The 17,788-nt window shown below is 68.2% G+C and carries 17 protein-coding genes and 1 tRNA gene; 9 read left to right on the top strand and 9 right to left on the bottom strand.

The window, feature by feature from the left end; genetic code table 11:
- Nucleotides 1–13 precede the first annotated feature (13 nt).
- Complete coding sequence (locus ACFYRU_RS29185; protein ID WP_387664187.1) at nucleotides 14–1,585, bottom strand: circularly permuted type 2 ATP-grasp protein; 1,572 nt, start codon at nucleotides 1,583–1,585, stop codon at nucleotides 14–16.
- A gap of 55 nt (nucleotides 1,586–1,640) precedes the next feature.
- On the opposite strand from ACFYRU_RS29185, the gene bcp reads away from it, so the two are divergent.
- From bcp to ACFYRU_RS29170, 3 genes are all read left to right on the top strand, one after another.
- Nucleotides 1,641–2,108 carry a thioredoxin-dependent thiol peroxidase gene (bcp, locus tag ACFYRU_RS29180; RefSeq protein WP_387664185.1) on the top strand — a complete coding sequence of 156 codons (468 nt, stop codon included), beginning with the start codon at nucleotides 1,641–1,643 and terminating at the stop codon, nucleotides 2,106–2,108.
- Nucleotides 2,109–2,442: 334 nt separating this feature from the next.
- Complete coding sequence (locus ACFYRU_RS29175) at nucleotides 2,443–4,074, top strand: substrate-binding domain-containing protein (protein ID WP_387664183.1); 1,632 nt, start codon at nucleotides 2,443–2,445, stop codon at nucleotides 4,072–4,074.
- 52 nt (nucleotides 4,075–4,126) lie between these two features.
- Nucleotides 4,127–4,207, top strand: a tRNA-Leu gene (locus ACFYRU_RS29170).
- 134 nt (nucleotides 4,208–4,341) lie between these two features.
- Here the strand turns inward: ACFYRU_RS29170 and ACFYRU_RS29165 are convergent.
- Nucleotides 4,342–4,629, bottom strand: a complete 288-nt coding sequence (locus tag ACFYRU_RS29165) for a hypothetical protein (RefSeq protein WP_387664181.1) — start codon at nucleotides 4,627–4,629, stop codon at nucleotides 4,342–4,344.
- A 319-nt stretch (nucleotides 4,630–4,948) separates the two neighbouring features.
- Here ACFYRU_RS29165 and ACFYRU_RS29160 point away from each other — a divergent pair, with 319 nt between their 5' ends.
- Both ACFYRU_RS29160 and ACFYRU_RS29155 read left to right on the top strand, forming a co-directional pair.
- The gene (locus ACFYRU_RS29160) at nucleotides 4,949–7,453 is read left to right on the top strand and encodes a DUF222 domain-containing protein (protein ID WP_387664179.1); all 2,505 of its coding nucleotides are present in this window, start codon (nucleotides 4,949–4,951) and stop codon (nucleotides 7,451–7,453) included.
- Nucleotides 7,454–7,503: 50 nt separating this feature from the next.
- On the top strand, nucleotides 7,504–7,671 hold the full coding sequence (locus ACFYRU_RS29155; protein ID WP_387664177.1) for a hypothetical protein: 168 nt from the start codon (nucleotides 7,504–7,506) through the stop codon (nucleotides 7,669–7,671).
- Here ACFYRU_RS29155 and ACFYRU_RS29150 read toward each other — a convergent pair.
- Nucleotides 7,649–9,358, bottom strand: a complete 1,710-nt coding sequence (locus tag ACFYRU_RS29150) for a PEP/pyruvate-binding domain-containing protein (RefSeq protein WP_387664175.1) — start codon at nucleotides 9,356–9,358, stop codon at nucleotides 7,649–7,651. The genes ACFYRU_RS29155 and ACFYRU_RS29150 overlap by 23 nt on opposite strands.
- Nucleotides 9,359–9,706: 348 nt before the next feature.
- On the opposite strand from ACFYRU_RS29150, the gene ACFYRU_RS29145 reads away from it, so the two are divergent.
- Both ACFYRU_RS29145 and ACFYRU_RS29140 read left to right on the top strand, forming a co-directional pair.
- Nucleotides 9,707–10,084: a hypothetical protein gene (locus tag ACFYRU_RS29145; RefSeq protein WP_387664174.1), complete on the top strand. Its 378-nt coding sequence runs from the start codon at nucleotides 9,707–9,709 to the stop codon at nucleotides 10,082–10,084.
- Complete coding sequence (locus ACFYRU_RS29140) at nucleotides 10,084–10,659, top strand: transcriptional regulator (protein WP_387666036.1); 576 nt, start codon at nucleotides 10,084–10,086, stop codon at nucleotides 10,657–10,659. Before ACFYRU_RS29145 ends, ACFYRU_RS29140 begins: the two co-directional genes overlap by 1 nt.
- On the opposite strand, the gene ACFYRU_RS29135 is transcribed toward ACFYRU_RS29140, so the two are convergent.
- The 4 genes from ACFYRU_RS29135 to ACFYRU_RS29120 are packed head-to-tail and all read right to left on the bottom strand — an operon-like array spanning nucleotide 10,646 to nucleotide 13,386.
- A complete protein-coding gene (locus ACFYRU_RS29135; RefSeq protein WP_387664172.1) occupies nucleotides 10,646–11,239 on the bottom strand; it encodes a hypothetical protein in 594 nt (197 codons plus the stop codon). The genes ACFYRU_RS29140 and ACFYRU_RS29135 overlap by 14 nt on opposite strands.
- A 2-nt stretch (nucleotides 11,240–11,241) precedes the next feature.
- The gene (gene rdgB, locus ACFYRU_RS29130; RefSeq protein WP_387664170.1) at nucleotides 11,242–11,847 is read right to left on the bottom strand and encodes an RdgB/HAM1 family non-canonical purine NTP pyrophosphatase; all 606 of its coding nucleotides are present in this window, start codon (nucleotides 11,845–11,847) and stop codon (nucleotides 11,242–11,244) included.
- A complete protein-coding gene (gene rph, locus ACFYRU_RS29125) occupies nucleotides 11,844–12,560 on the bottom strand; it encodes a ribonuclease PH (RefSeq protein WP_387664169.1) in 717 nt (238 codons plus the stop codon). Before rph ends, rdgB begins: the two co-directional genes overlap by 4 nt.
- 10 nt (nucleotides 12,561–12,570) lie before the next feature.
- Nucleotides 12,571–13,386, bottom strand: coding sequence for an SGNH/GDSL hydrolase family protein (locus tag ACFYRU_RS29120; protein WP_387664167.1), 816 nt, complete (start codon nucleotides 13,384–13,386; stop codon nucleotides 12,571–12,573).
- Nucleotides 13,387–13,547: 161 nt separating this feature from the next.
- Here ACFYRU_RS29120 and ACFYRU_RS29115 point away from each other — a divergent pair, with 161 nt between their 5' ends.
- Both ACFYRU_RS29115 and ACFYRU_RS29110 read left to right on the top strand, forming a co-directional pair.
- Complete coding sequence (locus ACFYRU_RS29115) at nucleotides 13,548–14,720, top strand: Gfo/Idh/MocA family protein (RefSeq protein ID WP_387664165.1); 1,173 nt, start codon at nucleotides 13,548–13,550, stop codon at nucleotides 14,718–14,720.
- 170 nt (nucleotides 14,721–14,890) lie between these two features.
- Nucleotides 14,891–15,709, top strand: a complete 819-nt coding sequence (locus ACFYRU_RS29110) for an SAM hydroxide adenosyltransferase (RefSeq protein ID WP_387664163.1) — start codon at nucleotides 14,891–14,893, stop codon at nucleotides 15,707–15,709.
- Here ACFYRU_RS29110 and ACFYRU_RS29105 read toward each other — a convergent pair.
- Both ACFYRU_RS29105 and ACFYRU_RS29100 read right to left on the bottom strand, forming a co-directional pair.
- Nucleotides 15,697–16,293: a TetR family transcriptional regulator gene (locus ACFYRU_RS29105; protein ID WP_387664161.1), complete on the bottom strand. Its 597-nt coding sequence runs from the start codon at nucleotides 16,291–16,293 to the stop codon at nucleotides 15,697–15,699. The two genes, ACFYRU_RS29110 and ACFYRU_RS29105, sit on opposite strands and share 13 nt — an antisense overlap.
- On the bottom strand, nucleotides 16,290–17,786 hold the full coding sequence (locus ACFYRU_RS29100; protein WP_387664159.1) for a DHA2 family efflux MFS transporter permease subunit: 1,497 nt from the start codon (nucleotides 17,784–17,786) through the stop codon (nucleotides 16,290–16,292). Before ACFYRU_RS29100 ends, ACFYRU_RS29105 begins: the two co-directional genes overlap by 4 nt.
- Between the last annotated feature and the right edge of the window lie 2 nt (nucleotides 17,787–17,788).

Here is a 17,788-nt window from a genome sequence, read left to right as displayed (position 1 = left end):
CAGCACCTCCCCATCACTGTTGCTGCTGCTGTTGGGCGACGTTCAGTTCAGGGCCTTGCTCCGGCGTACTCTCCGACTTCACCGCGGGCGTCCCGAGACCGGGACCGCGCAGCTCCGCGTCCTCGCCGGAGGCCCTGGGTGCCAGTACCCACGTGTCTTTGCTGCCACCGCCCTGGGACGAGTTGACGACCAGACTGCCTTCAGGAATGGCCACCCTGGTCAGACCGCCTGGCAGTACGAACACGTCCTCGCCGTCGTTGACCGCGAACGGCCGCAGGTCCACGTGCCTTGGCTGCAGCCGTTCACCGACCTTGGTCGGCACGGTGGAGAGCTGTACGACGGGCTGGGCGATCCAGCCGCGCGGGTTGGCCCTGATACGGCGCCGCTGCGCTTGCAGTTCCTTGGGCGAGGCGTCCGGTCCGAAGACGATGCCGTAGCCGCCGGAGCCTTCTACTGGTTTCGTGACGAGCTCGTCGAGTCGGTCGAGTACCTCGGTCTGTTCTGCAGGCAGCCAGCACCTGTAGGTGTCTACGTTCGGTAGGAGCGGCGTCTCGCCCAGGTAGTACTTGAGGATCTCCGGTAGGTACGTGTAGATCAGCTTGTCGTCGCCGACACCGTTTCCGATCGCATTGGCGATCACCACGTTGCCCGCGCGGGCTGCGTTCACCAGACCGGCCACACCGAGTACGGAGTCCGGTTCGAACTGCACGGGGTCCAAGAAGTCGTCGTCGATGCGCCTGTAGATCACGTCGACCCGCTGCTCGCCCTCTGTGGTCCGCAGGTAGATCACATTGTTCCTGGCGAGAAGGTCTCGGCCCTCGACCAGCTCCACCCCCATCTGGCGCGCCAGCAACGAGTGCTCGAAGTACGCCGAGTTGTAGACGCCAGGGGTCAGTACGACGACGTTCGGGTCCGTAGCACTTGTCGGAGCGGCGGCCCGGAGTGCGCGCAGGAGATGTACGGCGTAGTCGCCGACCGCGCGGACCCGGTGCTTCGCGAACAGGTCCGGGAACACCCGCGCCATCGTCCGGCGGTTCTCCATCACGTACGACACCCCGGACGGGCTCCGCAGGTTGTCCTCCAGTACCCGGAAGTCTCCCTGCTCGTCACGGACCACGTCGATCCCCGCCACGTGGATCCGGACGCCGTTCGGCGGGGCGATCCCGGCTGCCTGCCGGTGGAAGTGCTCGCAGGAGGTGATCAGCCGCCGCGGTAGTACGCCGTCCGCGACGATCTGCTGCTCGCCGTAGATGTCGGCCAGGAACGCCTCGAGCGCCCGGACCCGCTGGACGACGCCACGCTCCAGCCGGGACCACTCCGACGCCGTGATCACCCGCGGCACCAGGTCGAGCGGGAACGGCCGCTCTTCCCCGGACAGGCTGAACGTGATCCCCTGGTCGACCAGCGCCCGGTCGAGCGCCTCGGCCCGGGTGGTCAGATCGCCAGGCCGCAGCGGCAGCAACGAGTCGTGCAGCCGCTTGTACGCCGTCCGGACACCGTCCACCGGATCGAACATCTCGTCGTACGCCCCCGCATGCGGCCGGCGCGGATCCAGATAACCGTCGAAGAGTTGGCGGGGACTCATGGGCGCATCTTGCCCCGTACGATTGCGGCAGTTCAATCGATTCGTGGAGGGCTTCATGTCCGATCGTCTGTCCGTCGGCGACACCGCACCCGACTTCACCCTGCCCGATGCCGACGGCAACGACGTGGCCCTGGCCGACCTGCGCGGCAAGAACGTGATCGTGTACTTCTACCCGGCCGCGATGACCCCCGGCTGCACCAAGCAGGCGTGCGACTTCCGCGACTCGCTCGACTCGCTGCAGGCCGCCGGGTACGCGGTCCTCGGCATCTCCCCCGACAAGCCGGCCAAGCTGGCGAAGTTCCGCGAGCGCGACGGCGTGACGTTCCCGCTGCTCAGCGACCCGGACAAGGAGGTGCTGACCGCGTACGGCGCCTTCGGCGAGAAGACCATGTACGGCAAGAAGGTCACCGGCGTGATCCGCTCGACGTTCGTCGTCGACCCGGACGGCAAGGTCGCGGTCGCGCAGTACAACGTCAAGGCCACCGGGCATGTCGCCAAGCTCCGCCGCGACCTGGGCCTGTGAAAAGGCACCTCGTTTCCGCCGTTCCCGGAGGGAAACCTTCGACCGTTTCATGAGCGTGGTCCATAGAACGGTCGTTTGACGAAACCGGCGCTGTGATTTGGATCACAGAAACATCTCACCGGATCGCAGCGGAGCCGGTACGCAGGGTGAGTTTTTAAGCGTTCCTGTGAAAGAGCCGTACTCCGGAGACGGTTCCGGTTCAGCGACGGGTGTGTCACGACCGTTCCCGGACTTCGCCGTGACGTGCGGAAACCGGGTAATCTGCGCGCGCAGTCAGCCTCTGGCAGCATCTGGGAGGGAGGGACCTGCCGCGATGGGAAAACATTCCTCTGCGGTGACGCGAAGTAACAACAACCGTCGCTCGGTGTACATCACCGCGGTCGGGATTCTGGTAGTCACGCTGGGCGCCGTGTTCGTGGTCCGTTCCTTCGGATCGCAGAACGGGGCCGACGGGTTCCTCGGTGGCGGCAAGGCCTGCTCCGACCCGACCCAGGTCAGCCTGTCCACCACGCCCGAGATGCAGGGCCCGCTGGAGGCCGCCGCCAAGTCGCTGGCCGCCAAGGGCGGCAAGGACGGCAATCCTTGCTACCAGGTCACGATCACCTCGGCACCGTCGTCGCAGGTCGCGCGGGACGTCGCGCACGGCAGTGACAGCCGCCCCGACCTCTGGGTGCCGGACTCCTCGCTGTGGGTGGCCCAGGCCGACGACGGGCAGAGCGTGCCGACCGTCGCGGTCGCCTCGGTCGCCACGTCACCGCTGGTCCTGGTCAGCCGGAACGAGAACTTCGGCGACACCTCAACCTGGCTGCGCGTACTCGGCGCCACCGAACCGGCGCTGCTCGACCCGCTGAACACCTCCCCGGGCGCGCTGACGCTGCTCGCGGTGCAGATGGAGCGGCAGAAGACCTCGGCGTCGGACAACCAGGTGTCGCAGGTCGTCGTACCGCTGGCACAACACCTCGGTTCGCTGGCCAAGCCGTACACGGACGTCAACGCGCTGTTCGGCCGGGCCGACCAGGACGGCAGCAGGATGGTCGTACCGGCGTCCGAGCAGAGCTTCGTGAAGTACCAGGAGGCGCACCCCGAGGCGCAGCTCAAGGCGATCCAGCCGGCCACCGGAACGCTGTTCCTCGACTACCCGATCGTCGTCACCGCGAAGTCGGACGCCGAGCAGGCGACCAACGCCGCGCAGGCGCTGGCCTCCGAACTGCTCACGGACACCGCCTCGCAGGCACGGGACGACGCGGGCTTCCGCGACCCCCAGCTCAGCCCGCTCAGCGGCGGCCGGGGCGTCGGCGACATCAACCAGCTGACCAAGCCGACCGGCCAGGCCATCAACGCCACTCTGCAGAACTGGACCCGGCTGTCGCTGTCCGCGCACTCACTGGCGGTCATCGACGTGTCCGGTTCGATGGCGGAGAAGGTCGGCGCCAAGACCCGCTGGCAGCTCACCGTCGAGGCGGCCGCGAGCGGCCTGAACCTGTTCCCGGACAACGCCGAGCTCGGGCTGTGGACGTTCTCGAGCAAGATCGGGACCGACAACGCCGACTACCGGCCGCTGGTGCCGATCGCGCCGCTGTCGAAGAACCAGCGCGCGAAGATCGTCGGCCAGCTCAGCGCCCAGCACCCGATCGTGGGCGGCGGCACCGGGCTGTACAACACCGCGATCGCCGCGATGCAAGCGGTCCGCAAGCAGTACAAGTCGAACGCGGTGAACACGATCCTGCTGTTCACCGACGGCAAGAACGACGAACCCGGCAGCCCCACCCTGGCCCAGACCGTCCAGACCCTGCAGGCTCAGCAGGACCCGGCCCGCCCGGTCCGCATCATCGCCCTCGGCATCGGCCCGGACACGAGCGCCGACGAACTCAGCGCCCTGGCCCAGGCCACCGGCGGCCAGGCGTACGTCGCCAAGAACCCGACCGACCTGAAGAGCGTCTTCATCGACGCCCTCCAGAACCGCTGACCCCGGCACCTCCCCTAAGATGGACCTCCTAGGGGAGGCACCGCCCTCCTCAGCCAGAGTGGTGGAACGGCAGACACACCGGCTTTAGGTGCCGGCGCCCCCGGGCGTGCGGGTTCAACTCCCGCCTCTGGCACAACCTCCGTCCAGCCGCGCGTCCGGTCGTACGACGCAGGTGGTACGTCGTACGACACGAGCACCCGAAGGCACCTGCTACGCCGACCGGAGCACCTGCCGCCATCGAATTCGACATGGCGCTCTCCTGTCGCGTCAGCTGATCTTCGTCCAGGAACCGCAGTTGCGGGTCTCGAAGGCCTTGTCGGACTTCTTGATCGTGATGACCTGATTGCCGCCGTTCCCGTTCGCGATGATCGCGTCGAAGTCGCCGTTGGTGCTGTTCAGCCTGGCCCAGTAGCAGTCGCCCTCGCTCCCGTTGCGGTACGTGCCCGGCTTGATGTCGGTGCCGACCAGGTACACGCCATCCTCAGTGATCGCGGCCTTCGGTCCCGGCGGCGGTGCCGTCACGGTCTTCACCGGCCCAGGCACGGTCTTCGTCACAGTCGGCCCGGCGACCCGCCGCTGCCGTTCGCCGCCAAGCCGCTCACCGCCCGAGCAAAAAGGTGCCGGAAGCAACGACCCACGGGACCCAACGCCGCGGCTTCTTCGGCGGCACTTGCGGCTGCGAGTACTGCGGATACTGCTGAGACATGCCAATTCCTCTCTCCGGCCCCCGAGCCTCCTCGGGATCCACCAAAGACAAGGATGCTAAGTAGTGGTTGCCGCCTAGACCGAAGCGCGTGTTTTCCTCTTGTATTCAAAGGGATCTGGGGCCTTCGTCGATTTGTGCGTGATCATTCCGTGACATACAATAGAACACATGTTCGACCCTGACCTGGACGACCTCGACACCACGGACCTACTGTCCGCGGCCGCCGAGTACGCCCAGGACCAAGAACACGCCGCCGTCGGCCTGCTCCGCATCGCCCTGGCCTTCGCCGACCGCAACGCCGTGATCGAAGGCCACGAGCCGCTGCCCGGCTACGAACGCCTGAAGGTGTACGGCGGCGAAGGCTGTCCGGGGGTGGCCGAGTTCGCCCCGATCGAACTCGGCGCGGTCCTGGGCATGTCCAGTGGCGCGGCGTCCTCGTTTGTCGGCGAAGCTCTCGCCCTGCGTCATCGCCTGCCCAGGGTGTGGGCTGCCGTCCTGGGCGGCGCCGCGGCCTCGTGGAAAGCCCGCAGCATTGCCCGCGCCTGCCTTTCGTTGTCGGTCGAGGCCGCCGCGATCGTCGACCGCCGCGTCGCCGGGATCGTCAACACCGTCACGCCCGGTGCGCTGAAGAGGATCGTCACCGCCGCGGTCTGGCAGGCCGACCCCGAGAAGGCCCAGGCGGACGCCGAGGCCGCCGCGAAGGAGCGCGGCGTCCACGTCACCCAGTCCGACCCCAGTGACGACCACGGCACCAAACGAATCTGGGTCCGCGCCGCGACCGGCGACGTCATCCGCTTCGACGCCACCATCAACGACCTCGCCAGGGCGTTGAAGATCCTCGGCGACACCGAGCCCCTGAACCAGCGCCGCGCCAAAGCGATCGGTTGGATCGCCGACCCCGAAGCCGCCCACAACCTCCTCGAAGTAGCCCGCTACCTCGCCCGCACCCACACCCACCAACAGCAAACCCAACCCGCACACCCAACCCCCACCACCCCAGCACACCCAACCCCACAGCCCCACCCGCCGAACGCCACCAACCCGACCGACGGCACCGGGCAGACCAGCGGCACCGACTTGGCGAACGGCACCGGTCCGGCGAACTGCACCGACTTCGCTGACGGCACCGACCTGGCCAGCAGCGTCGGCCTGCCGAACGGCACCGACTCGGCCGACTGCACGGGGCAGACCAGCGGTACTGACTTGGCGAACTGCGCCCGCTTGGCGAACGGCACCGACTTGGCCAGCGGCACCGGCCTCGCGAACGGCACCGGTCCGGCCAGCAGCACTGACTTCGCGAACGGCACCGATCCAGCGCGCTCAGCGGCGCCGCCCCACACCACGCCCCCGCCCGACTCCGACTCGCCGCCCCACGCCGTACCCCCGGCCGACGCAGTCGGCTCCACCGCGCACACCTCGCGCCAGAACACGCCCAAACCCGGCCGGAACGCCACGCCCTGCGGCGCAGCCATGTCCGCAGACCAGCCCGCACGCGACGACGAGACCGCACCCGACAGCGACGCGGTGGCGTACGGCGCAAACACGTGCGACAACGAACCCGTGTGGGACCACGAACCGGTGTGCGACGACGAACCGGTGTGGGACGACCAGCCCGCGTGGGATGACGAGGGTGTAGCTGACGGCGACGTGCGAGACGAGACGACCGCTGGTGACGCCGACGACGCCGATGACATCGAGGCTGTCGGGGATCTGGGCGGCGGAGGCGACGTCGAGGGGTACACGCGACTCGCGTTGGCCGGCACGCTGCGGGCGCGGCTGGCCGCGATCAAACAGGATGCCTACAGCAACGGACTCGGCGCAGGCACCGGACGGCGGGCACGGCACACCCTGTACGTGCACCTCACCGACAAGACCCTCGCCACCGGAACCGGCGTACTCCGCGTCGAACAACTCGGCCCGCAGCTCGCCAACCAGTTGAGCGAACTCCTCGGCCACGACCAGGTCATCGTCAAACCAGTCATCGACCTCCACGACCAGGTCAGCGTCCACTCCTACGAGATCCCCGACCGGATCCGCGAACGCGTACGCCTGCGGCATCCCGTCGACATGTTCCCCTACAGCGGAGCCGAAGCCACCGTCTCGATGGATCAGGACCACATCACCCCGTACGACCACACCACCCCGGACAACCACGCCTCCCCGCACAACCACACCACCTCGCACAACCACACCTCCCCGCACAACCACACCACCTCGCACAACCACACCTCCCCGCACGACCGCACCACGCCGCGCGACCGCAACAACCAAGACACCACCGACACCACTCGCGGCACCGATACCACCCGCGCAGCCGACATCACCGACATCACCGACATCACCGACGACGCTGTCGGCACCGAATCACCCAACCGGGGCGGATCACCCGGACGCGCCGGGCGTTCGAGGCCACCCGGTCGTGAGGCCTCACCCGATCGGAGCGGTCCGCCGGAGAAGGCCGGGCAGACCAGCGGCGACAACCTCATACCGCAAGGACGACTCCACCACCGCGCCAAAACCTTCGGCGGCTGGCGTAACCGACGCCTGCCCAACGGCACCATCGAATGGACCAGTCCCCACGGCTTCCGCTTCCACGTCGACCACACCGGCACCCACCCTCAACCACACCGCCAAACCACCAGCCCGAAACGTCAACCGCGGCCCGGATCTTGAAGCCCGGTTGGCTGACGTGGAGACCACAACTCCGCGGGTAGCATCGAATCATGGGACGACAGGTGGCTGTCCTGTCTTTCGTGGTCGCGATGGTTGTCGTCGTGGTCGCTGTCGACGTGCTGTTCTTCAGGCATCAGTTCTGGCCGCGGTTGATCGTGAACGTTGGCATCGTGTTGGTGTTCCTGGCGATCTATCTCAGGTATCTGAAGCGCGATTGAGGCGTACGGACCCGGTGGTGCCGTTAATGGTGATCGGGGTGCCGTCCGGGATTCTCGTGGTGGCTTGGGGGACGGCTACTACTGCCGGGATCGATTGTTCGCGGGCGACGATCGCGGCGTGCGAGAGGATTCCGCCTGATTCCGTCACGACGCCGGCGACGATCGTGAGGAGCGGAGTCCAGGCCGGGTCGGTATGCGGGCAGACGAGGATGTCGCCCGACTGAACCTTCGAGAAGTCAGCTGGACCGCGCACAATGCGTGCCGGACCGTTCGCGTCGCCGTGGCTCGCAGGCGTGCCGGACAGAACGACCCGCTGAGGTTCGGTAGGAGCAGACGCCTGTAGGCCGGTGCGGCTGTCGGCTGGCGGACCAGCGAGACCTGACGCCAGTGACTCGGCAAGCGCGGTGCCCGACAAGTCGGCAAACCTGGATGCCGATGAGTCGGCGAGGCCCGGGCCTGACGAGTCGATCGAGCTCGAGACCGACGCGTCGGCGAAGCCGAGGCCAGATGCGTCGCCGAGGGTGGCGGCCGCCAGGTCGGTGCAGCTCGGGTCTGACGAGTGGGCGGGCCTCGGGCCTGGCGCGTCGGTGGCACTGTCGACCGATCCGTCGGCAAGGCCGGGGTCAGATGAGTCGGCGAGGGTGGAGGCCGGCGAGTCGGTGCAGCTCGGGTCTGACGAGTCGGCGGGCCTGAGGCTTGACGCGTCGGTGGCGTTCGCGACCGACACGTCGGCAATGTTGTGGCCAGATGCGTCGGTGGGGCTGAGTGTCGATGAGTCCGGGTGGGTGGAGGCCGGCGGATTGGTGCGGCTCAAGCCCGACGAGTCGATGCGGCGGAGGCCCGACGCGGTGCGGCTCGGGTCCGGCTGGTCGGTGCGGCTCAGGCTTGGCGGGGCGGTGAGGGGCGGGGCTGTGGGGGGCGGGGCTGGCCGGGCGGTTCTGGTCTGGAGCGATGGGTCGGCATGGTTGGGGGCCGGTGTGTTGGTGAGGGGGCGGGGCGATGGGTTGGCGAGGTTCGGGTTCGGGGTCGGGGCGTGGGTGAGGGAGTGTCGGGGGTTGGTGGGGGTTGGGGGGTGGGCTGTTATGGGGCGGGATTGTAGGAGCCAGAGGGTGTTTGCGGTGAGGGCCCATTCGAGGTCTTGTGGGTGGTCGAAGAGGGTGGCGGCTTGGGTGCCCAGGGCGGCCAGTTCTATGGCGGTTGTGTTGGTGAGGGTTGGTGTACGGCGTTTGGTGGTGGGGACTGGGGTTGGGCCGGTGGTGGTGAGGGAGGTGGGTTTGTCGGCGATGGTGGAGGTGACGGTTCCGGCCAGGACCTCGTAGCGGTCGGGGGTCAGGCGGCCTTCGACGACGGTTGGGCCGAGGCCCCAGGAAGACTCGATCAGGGTTGGGTCGTCGGGCGTGGCGGGGGTGAACATGACGCCGGATACGTCCGCGTCGATCTGCAGCTGGATGATCACCGCCATCGAGGGGACTTCGGTTGTCTTGCGGTACGCCGTTGCGCGCGCCGACCACAGCGACGCCCGACAGGCGTGTACGGCGTCCACGACCGCGTCGAGACCCCGTACGCCGAGGAAGCTGTCGTGCTGACCCGCTGCCGACGTCAGTATGGTGTCCTCGTTCGACGCCGACGACCGAACAGCAACCACCGGGTCTCCCATCTCCTCCAACCACCTGCGAAGCTCCTCCACCTCACCCCACCCCAGCCGACGCCCCGCGCCGGCCCCATCCGCCCAGGGGCCTGCGCCGGACTCCACCAACCCAAGACCTATGCCAGCGCCCGGGGCTGCTGCGTGGGGCGGGTGCGGGGTTGCGGCGGGGTTGTGCGGGTTGGTGGGAGTGAAGGGGATTACCACGCCGTCTGGGACGGGGAGGCCGGCGTTGAGGAGGGTGGCTAGGGCAGCGGCTTTGTTGCCGCAGGTGGTGGGGGTGGCTGCGGTCAGGGGGATCAGCACTGGACTCCTATCAACGCGACCGTCACAACAGAACGTTGACAACAAAATGTTGACAACGTTTTGTTGATGATGCACGGTAGGGCCATGCGGCGCAAGCACGAGGCGGATCAGGAACGGGCCGAGCGGGAGCGGGAAGCGCGCGAGCGGTTGCTCGCGAAGGGGGCGAAGGAGCTGCCGGCGCGGCCTTGGCGGCCGCGGCCGATTCCCTTGTCGGCGGTGGATCTCACGCAGTTCGCTGCCTGGCGCGCGGACAAGTTGAGCGACGGCGACCTGCTGGCGGCGCTCGCCTTGTTGCCGGCGGCCCGAGCCGAGGTGGACGAGGTCGAGGCGGGGTTGTTGTTCATGGCAAGGAGTTCGGGGTTGACCTGGGCGGAGATGGCGGACGCGATGGGGTTCAGTTCGCCGCAGGCCTGTCAGCAGCGGTTCAACCGGCTCGCGGCGCGGCAGGACGGGACGTCGTGATGCTGCTCGTGCTGCATGCGGTGCGGTTGCTCGGGTTCGCCGACAGCCCGGCGGTCGCCAAGCGGTTCAGCCTGGACCTCGACGAGACGAAGAACGCGCTCGCCCAAGCCGTTGCGCGCAACTGGACGACGTACAGCAGCTTCGCAGGCACAGCCGGTTGGTCACTGACCGACGCCGGTCGCGCGGAGAACGAGCGGCTGCTGAAGGCCGAGGGTGGCAAGGAGATCGTGCAGGAGGTGTACGACAAGTTCCTGCCGCTCAACGGGATCTTGCAGCAGGCGTGTACGGACTGGCAGCTCAAGCCGATGGACGGCGATCCGCTGGCGCCCAACGATCACGCCGACCTCGAATGGGACGCCGGCGTACTCGACGAGCTCCGCGTGCTGAGCGGAGCACTCGCACCACTCGTACGGCAGCTAAAAGAGGCAGACGAGCGGTTCAGCGGGTACGACGCGAGGTTCGCGACAGCCCTACGGCACAAGTGGGTCGACCGCAGCGACGTCGACTCGTGTCACCAGGTCTGGTTCGAGCTGCACGAGGACCTGATCGCGACGCTCGGACTCACTCGCTCCTAGTCGAGTCCAGGTACGCCGCACCACGCGGGGAGATCCGGTATCCGACCTCGAGACTGTAGGTCAACCCAAGGTTCTTCAGCTTCCGTACGTCGAGCTTGAACGGCGCGGTCTCCCGCCCGACCGACGCGGCCAGGTCCGCCGCACGCACCGCGGGGCTGGTCTCGATCAGCTGAAGGGTCTGGAGCGTCCACGGGCCGTGGTTGCTGAGTCTGTCGAAGAGCGCAAGGCGTTCCTGCAGCTCGGCGAGATCAGCGTCCGACAACGACGTACTGGCCGCCAGCTGCTCGCGCGGGTCCGGCCCCTCGACCAGGTGGAAGCGGATCAGGAACGTCGGCAACGACTCGTCCCCACGCAACCGGCGCCGTACGTCCCGCGCGTTCTGCCGGTCGGCCAGCGCCAGGTCGGCGTCGGTGTCCGCGATCAGCTCGGGGTTCACCTGGCGGATGCTGTCGATCTCGATCCGTCCCGCGTTCGTGCGGTACACGCGCCCTTCGACGACGCGCGGCTCGGCCCACCGCCGGTACGCGACAGTGATCTTCCCCGACGCGACCCCGTCGCGATCAGAACCCGCGAACAACATGGCTAGCTCCCCAACGCCTTCGCGACGATCGGAGCGAGCTGGCGCAACGCCTTGCCCCGATGGCTGATCGCGTCCTTCTCCTCGATCGACAACTCGGCCGTCGTCCGGTCGTACCCCTCCGCCTGGAACAGTACGTCGTACCCGAACCCGCCGGTGCCCCGCAACGTACGGATCACCGACCCGCGCATCTCCCCGAGGACCATCTCGTCCGGCCCGTCCGGCCGTACGAACGCCACCGCCGCGACGAACGACGCCCCGCGCCGCTCGTCCGGCACGTCCTCGAGCTGACCGAGCAAGAGCACGTTGTTCGCATGGTTGTCCTTCGATGGACCCGCCCACCGCGCCGACAGCACCCCGGGCATCCCGTTCAGCGCGTCGACGCAGATCCCGCTGTCGTCGGCGATCGACGGCAGCCCGGTCGCCTTGAGCGCCGCGTGTGCCTTGAGCAGGGCGTTGCCCTCGAACGTCGGCTCGGTCTCGGCCGGTTCGTCGTACGGCGGTACGTCGCCGAGCCCGAGCACCTCGATACCGGGCACGATCGGCGTGAGGATCCGCCGCAGCTCCTCGAGCTTCTTCTTGTTGTTGGACGCCAGCAACACCTTGGTCACGCCAGCGCCTCCTGCTGAATCTTCGCGAGGTCCGCACAGCCCGCGACGCCCAGCGACAGCAGGCTGTCCAGCTCGGCGCGGTCGAACGGCGCGCCCTCGGCCGTGCCCTGCACCTCGATGAACTTGCCGTCGCCGGTGATCACCAGGTTCATGTCGGTCTCGGCCCGAACGTCCTCCTCGTAGCAGAGGTCCAGCATCGGCGTACCGTCGATGATCCCGACCGACACCGCCGACACCGATCCGGTCAGCGGCTCGCTCTTCAGCAGCTTCCGCTCGCGCAGCCAGGACACCGCGTCGACGAGCGCCACGTACGCGCCGGTGATCGCGGCCGTCCGGGTGCCGCCGTCGGCCTGGAGTACGTCGCAGTCGAGCAGGATGGTGTTCTCGCCGAGCGCCTTGTAGTCGATCACGGCCCGCAGCGAACGCCCGATCAGCCGGGAGATCTCGTGGGTGCGACCACCGATCTTGCCCTTCACCGACTCGCGGTCCGAGCGGGTGTTGGTGGCCCGCGGGAGCATCGAGTACTCCGCGCTGACCCAGCCGAGACCGGAGCCCTTGCGCCAGCGCGGCACGCCCTCGGTCACACTCGCCGCGCACAGCACCCGGGTCCGCCCGAACTCGACCAGCACCGATCCCTCGGCGTGGTCGAGCCACTTCCGGGTCACGGTCACGGGTCGGAGCTGGTCGGCATTACGTCCATCGATACGGGCCATGCCTCAGACCCTATGCCTCGATGCGCTGGACCTCCGCATTGAGAGGGCCGGAGCGAACCTGGCTGACCGCCATCCGGGCCGCCCACGGCAGCAGGTCGTGCGCCCGCCGCCCGACCCACGGGACGCCTTCCTTGACGAGCCAGACCGCGTCCGCCCACCGGCTCGGCGGCCGGTACGCGCAGTCCAGGTCCGGCGGTACGTCGATCGGCACGCCACGGATCGCCAGTTCGTCGGCGAACGCCCGTGCGAGCTTGCGGTGACCGCGCTCCCCCGGATGCAACCGGTCGATGCTCCAGAAGTCGCGCCGGTAGACCTCCGGGTACTCGGCCATGTCCAGGCGGATCCCGCCGTACCGGGCATGCAGGTCGTCGAACACCAGGTTCACCTGTTCGATCCGCCGCCACAGCGGCCGGCGCAGCCACTTCGGCAGGCCGAAGACCTGCCCGTGGTCGTGGAACCGGACCGTGAGCAGCAGGGCGCCACGTGCCGTCAGCTGGTCGGCGATCAGGTCCAGGTGGTCGCGGATCCGTTCCGCGTCGAAGGTCGATCGCAAGGTGTCGTTGACGCCTACGATCAGTGAGGCGATGTCGATCGGGCCATCGCCGGTGAAGGGTAGTTGTTCGGTCGCGACGATCGGCACGGTGGCGCCGCTGGTCGCGAAGTTGGAGAACGTCACACGGTGGGAGCTGGCCAGGGAGTCGGCGAGCAGCGAGGCCCAGCCCCGCCACCCCTCGCCCGGGCGCGCACCGGCACCGGACAGGTCGGTCGTACTGCTGCCGTTCAGCGGGTCCCCGACCCCTACGGTGGTCGAGTCCCCCAGTGCCACGTAGTGGAGGCTCACATTCCGCCATGGTGAGCGCACGGAGCGAGACGCCGATGTTCGGCGGGTGACGAGCGGGGCAACGTCATGTCAAAGGCAGGTGATTGATTGACAGAATTGCTCGGAGTTAGGCTGTTCCAAACAACTATGTGCAGGAGTTGCCTGGTATGACTGATCTTCGGTTTGGCGTCGTGGGGCTCGGCGCCCGCAGCCGTATCGCGCAGTACGCGCACCGTCCCGGCGAGGGCTCCGAGGTCGTGGCCCTGGCCGACCCGTCCGCGCCGCAGCGGGACGCGGCCCTCGAGCTGTACCCGGAGGCGACCGGGTACGCCGACCACACCGACCTGCTCGACCAGAAGCTCGACGGCGTGTTCCTGACCACGCCCGACGACCTGCACGAGGACCCCGCGATCGACTTCCTCCAGGCCGGCATCAACGTGTTCGTGGAGAAGCCGCTCGCGATCACCACCGAGGGCTGCGACCGCGTGCTGCAGGCCGCGTACGACTCCGGCTCGCGGCTGTACGTCGGCCACAACATGCGCCACATGCCCGTCGTACTGACGATGCGCAAGCTGATCCAGGACGGTGCGATCGGCGACGTGAAGGCGATCTGGTGCCGGCACTTCGTCGGCCACGGCGGCGACTTCTACTTCAAGGACTGGCACGCGGACCGCAGCCGGACCACCGGACTGCTGCTGCAGAAGGGTGCCCACGACATCGACGTGATGCACTGGCTGGCCGGTGGCTACACGACCCGGGTGAACGCGATGGGCGCGCTCACGCTGTACGGCGGGATCACCGACCGGCAGGACCGCTCCGGCCAGCGGTTCAAGGACTTCGTGTCGAACGACAACTGGCCGCCGCTGGAGCAGAAGGGCCTGGCGCCGGTGATGGACGTCGAGGACCTGTCGATGGCGAACCTGCTGCTCGACAACGGCGTCTTCCTCACCTACGAGCAGTGTCACTACACGCCTGACTACTGGCGCAACTACACGGTGATCGGCACGCACGGCCGGCTGGAGAACTTCGGTGACGGTCCCGGCGGCGTGGTCAAGGTGTGGAACAGCCGTCGCTCCGGGTATCGCGAGGACGCCGACGTGGTCGTCGAGATCGAGGGCGACAGCGAGAACCACGGTGGCGCCGACCCGCACCTGGTGGCCGAGTTCGTGAAGTTCGTCCGCGACGGTGGCGCGACGCTGACGTCCCCGATCGCGGCCCGGGCCGCGGTCGCGGCCGGTTACGCGGCGACCCAGTCGCTGCGGGCGAACGGCGTACCGCAGGACATCCCGGCGCTGGACCCGGCCCTGATCGCGTACTTCGACAACGGGCAGACGCGCTGAGGGTGCTACGCTCGTGAACGTGACCAGGTACGCCGCGATGCGAATGCTGAGCCCTCGATGCGGGAGGACTTCAGCGGCGTAGGCACGTGTGCTTGCAGCGAGAGGCCCCCGATGTCGGGGGCCTCTTTCGTTTTGGACCGAGACCGCTGCGAACCACCTTGGAGTGCCACATGATCACGTACATCACCGACTGTCACGACGGTAACGCCCGCGCCAGACTCAGCACCCGGATCGGCGCACTGTTCGGCCAGGCGCCGACGATCGTCGCCGCCGACGGGCCCGATCCGGAGTCGTTCGCCGCGCTCACGCTGCTCGACTGCCTGATCTCGCTGGAGCTGCTCGGCGAAGAAGGCCATCCGACGATCACGCTGCTGAACATCGCGCCCCGCGACGGCGTCTGGCCGAACGGCGTGCCGTTCTGCTTCTTCTCGTACGGCAAGCACCTGGTCGTGAGTACGTTCAACGCGCGCGTGTTGTCGCTGGTCCGTCGGGAGCTCGGCGTCGAGAAGGTCCACGTCACCGACATCCGCGAGGCGGTGACGGCTGCCGGGTTCGACCCGGCCGGCGTGGAGAAGATCGCCGGTACGCAGTTCCGCAGCCTGTGGTACCTGCCGTTGCTGGCGAAATGGGTCGCCGACGGGCGGATCGTCCCCGCGACCGAGACCGCCGTACCGGAACTGGTCCGCACCGAACCGGTGGTCGCGCACGTCGACAACTTCGGCAACTGCAAGCTGGACCGCGACCTCGGCCTGATCCCCGGAACCACCCTGTCTGTTGCCCAGCGCAACGATGACGGTAGTACGACACTCGTCGACGTGACGTGCTATCCGCACCTGACCGCCGTACCGCGGAACACCCCGGGCATCGTCCCGGGCAGCTCCGGTACCGGGTTCACCGAACTCGTCATCCGCGGCGGCTCCGCGGCCGCCGCGTTCGGCCTCCGGCCCGGTGACCCGGTCCTGGAGCCCGTCGACGCTCAAGTGGCGTGAGGCCCCAGCGGGAGTCCGGCCGCCAGTTGGTCGAAGGCTCTGTCCATCGTTGCGAGATACTCCGGGAGCGGGGATTCGACCGCCAGCAGCCGGTAGGTCGCCATCATCAGGCCGACGACCCCGCCGGCCCAGGCGCGGACGGCGAAGTCGTCGGGCGAACGGCCGGTGCGTTCGGCGGCGAGCTCGGCCAGCAGGTCGATGCCGGCGTACAACTGGTCGAGCATCCGGACGCGGAGTTCGGGGGCGTTCATGACCAGCTTCTGGCGTTCGGACTCCAGCGCCCATTCGTCCTCGGACAGCGCACCGAGGCTCTGCCGGATCGCCGTCCGGAGCGCCTCGGTCGGAGGCAGCTCGGGCGGCTGACCGCGGAACAACTCGATCATCAGCGGATCGAGCCGGTCCAGGACGATCGTGTCCTCCTTCGTCGGGAAGTACCGGAAGAACGTGGCCGGCGAGATCTCGGCGGCGTCGGCGATCTCCTGGACCGTCGTCTCCGCGTACCCCTGGTCCCGGAACAGCCGCAGTGCATGCTCCTGGATCGCGGCCCGGGTCTTCGCCTTCTTCCGTTCACGCAAACCGCTCATGCCTTGATTGTGACCGTTTCTGACGCGATCACCGCGGTACGGCGTGGCAGGAACGTCAGCGCGAGCACGATCGACACCACCGCGAGCCCGCTGCATGCCCACAGCGTCACGTCCATCCCGTGCACGAACGCTGCCCGCGCGGACCGGGTGAGCTCGGGCGAACCGAGCGCGATCGCCGCGGACGCGCTGTCCCGCGCGACGTGCGCCGCCGCTGGCGGGAGACCAGTAACGTCCAGGTGACTGCGGTAGGCGGCATTGAGCACCGTACCGAGGATCGCGACCCCGAGGGTGCCGCCGACCTGCCGGAACGCCTGGATCAACGCCGAACCCGAACCGCTCCGGTCGAGCGGCAGCGCCGCAAGTGCGAGCCCGTTCATCGGCGGCAGCGTGAAGCCGATGCTGACCCCGACCAGGCTGACCCAGATCGCGGTGAACCCGTACCCGTCACCGGCCTTCGTGAACGCCCCGAGCGCCAGTCCCGCCAGCATCAGCCCGAACCCGATCACGACCGACACCCGGGCACCGGCCTTCTCGACCAGTCGCTCCGCGACCTTCGCGCCGATCAGCATCCCGCCGATGATCGGCAACAACCGCAGCCCAGCCTGGAACGCGTCCGCACCTTGAACAGCCTGGAACAACTGCGGCAGTACGAACAGCAACCCGACCAGCGCGAACGCCGCCAGCGTCGCGAGCACCGTGCCCCAGGTGAACCCGGCCGACCGGAACAAGGACAGCTCGATCAACGGATCCACCGTCCGCCGGGCCCACGCCCAGAACGCCACCAGGAACAGCAGACCGACCGCGATCCCGCCGAGCGTCCACGCCGATCCCCACCCGTGCTCCCCCGCCGCGATGAAGCCGTACGTCAACGCGACCAACCCGGCCGCGGTCAGCAGGATCCCCGGTAGGTCGATCCGCCGCGACCGGTGGCCGGCCGTCCTCGGAATCAGTACCGCAACGGCAACCAGTCCGATCGCAACCAGCGGCAGGTTGATCAGGAACACCGAACCCCAGCGGTAGTGGTCGAGCAGCCAGCCGCCGAGCACCGGCCCGAGCGGGATGCCGATCGAGTTCGCCATCAGCCAGATCGTCATCGCCCGCTGCCGCTCCTCGGGCGCGAACAGGAGGTTCAGCAACGACATCGACAGCGGGATCAGGAACGCCGACCCGATCCCGAGCGCCGCGCGCCCCGCGATCAGCTGCCCTGGTGTCTTCGCGAACGCACACGCCGCCGACGCCAGCCCGAACACCAGCAGCGCCCCGAGCATCAGCCGCTTCGGCCCGAACCGGTCCCCGAGCAGCCCGGCCGGCAACAGCAGCGACGCCAGCACCAGCGTGTACGCGTTCGCGAACCACTGCAGCTGGCTCGTCGACGCCTTCAGATCGGTCGCCAACGTCGGCAACGCGACGTTCAGCACGGTCAGGTCCAACCCGATCACGATCAGGCTGACCGACATCGCCCCCAGAGCCCACCACCGCCGTGGATCCACCATGA

This window comes from Kribbella sp. NPDC004536, from assembly GCF_042873835.1.
Classification (GTDB): domain Bacteria; phylum Actinomycetota; class Actinomycetes; order Propionibacteriales; family Kribbellaceae; genus Kribbella.
The sequence above is the reverse complement of the archived record's forward strand: the minus strand, read 5'-3'. Positions and strand labels throughout refer to the sequence as shown.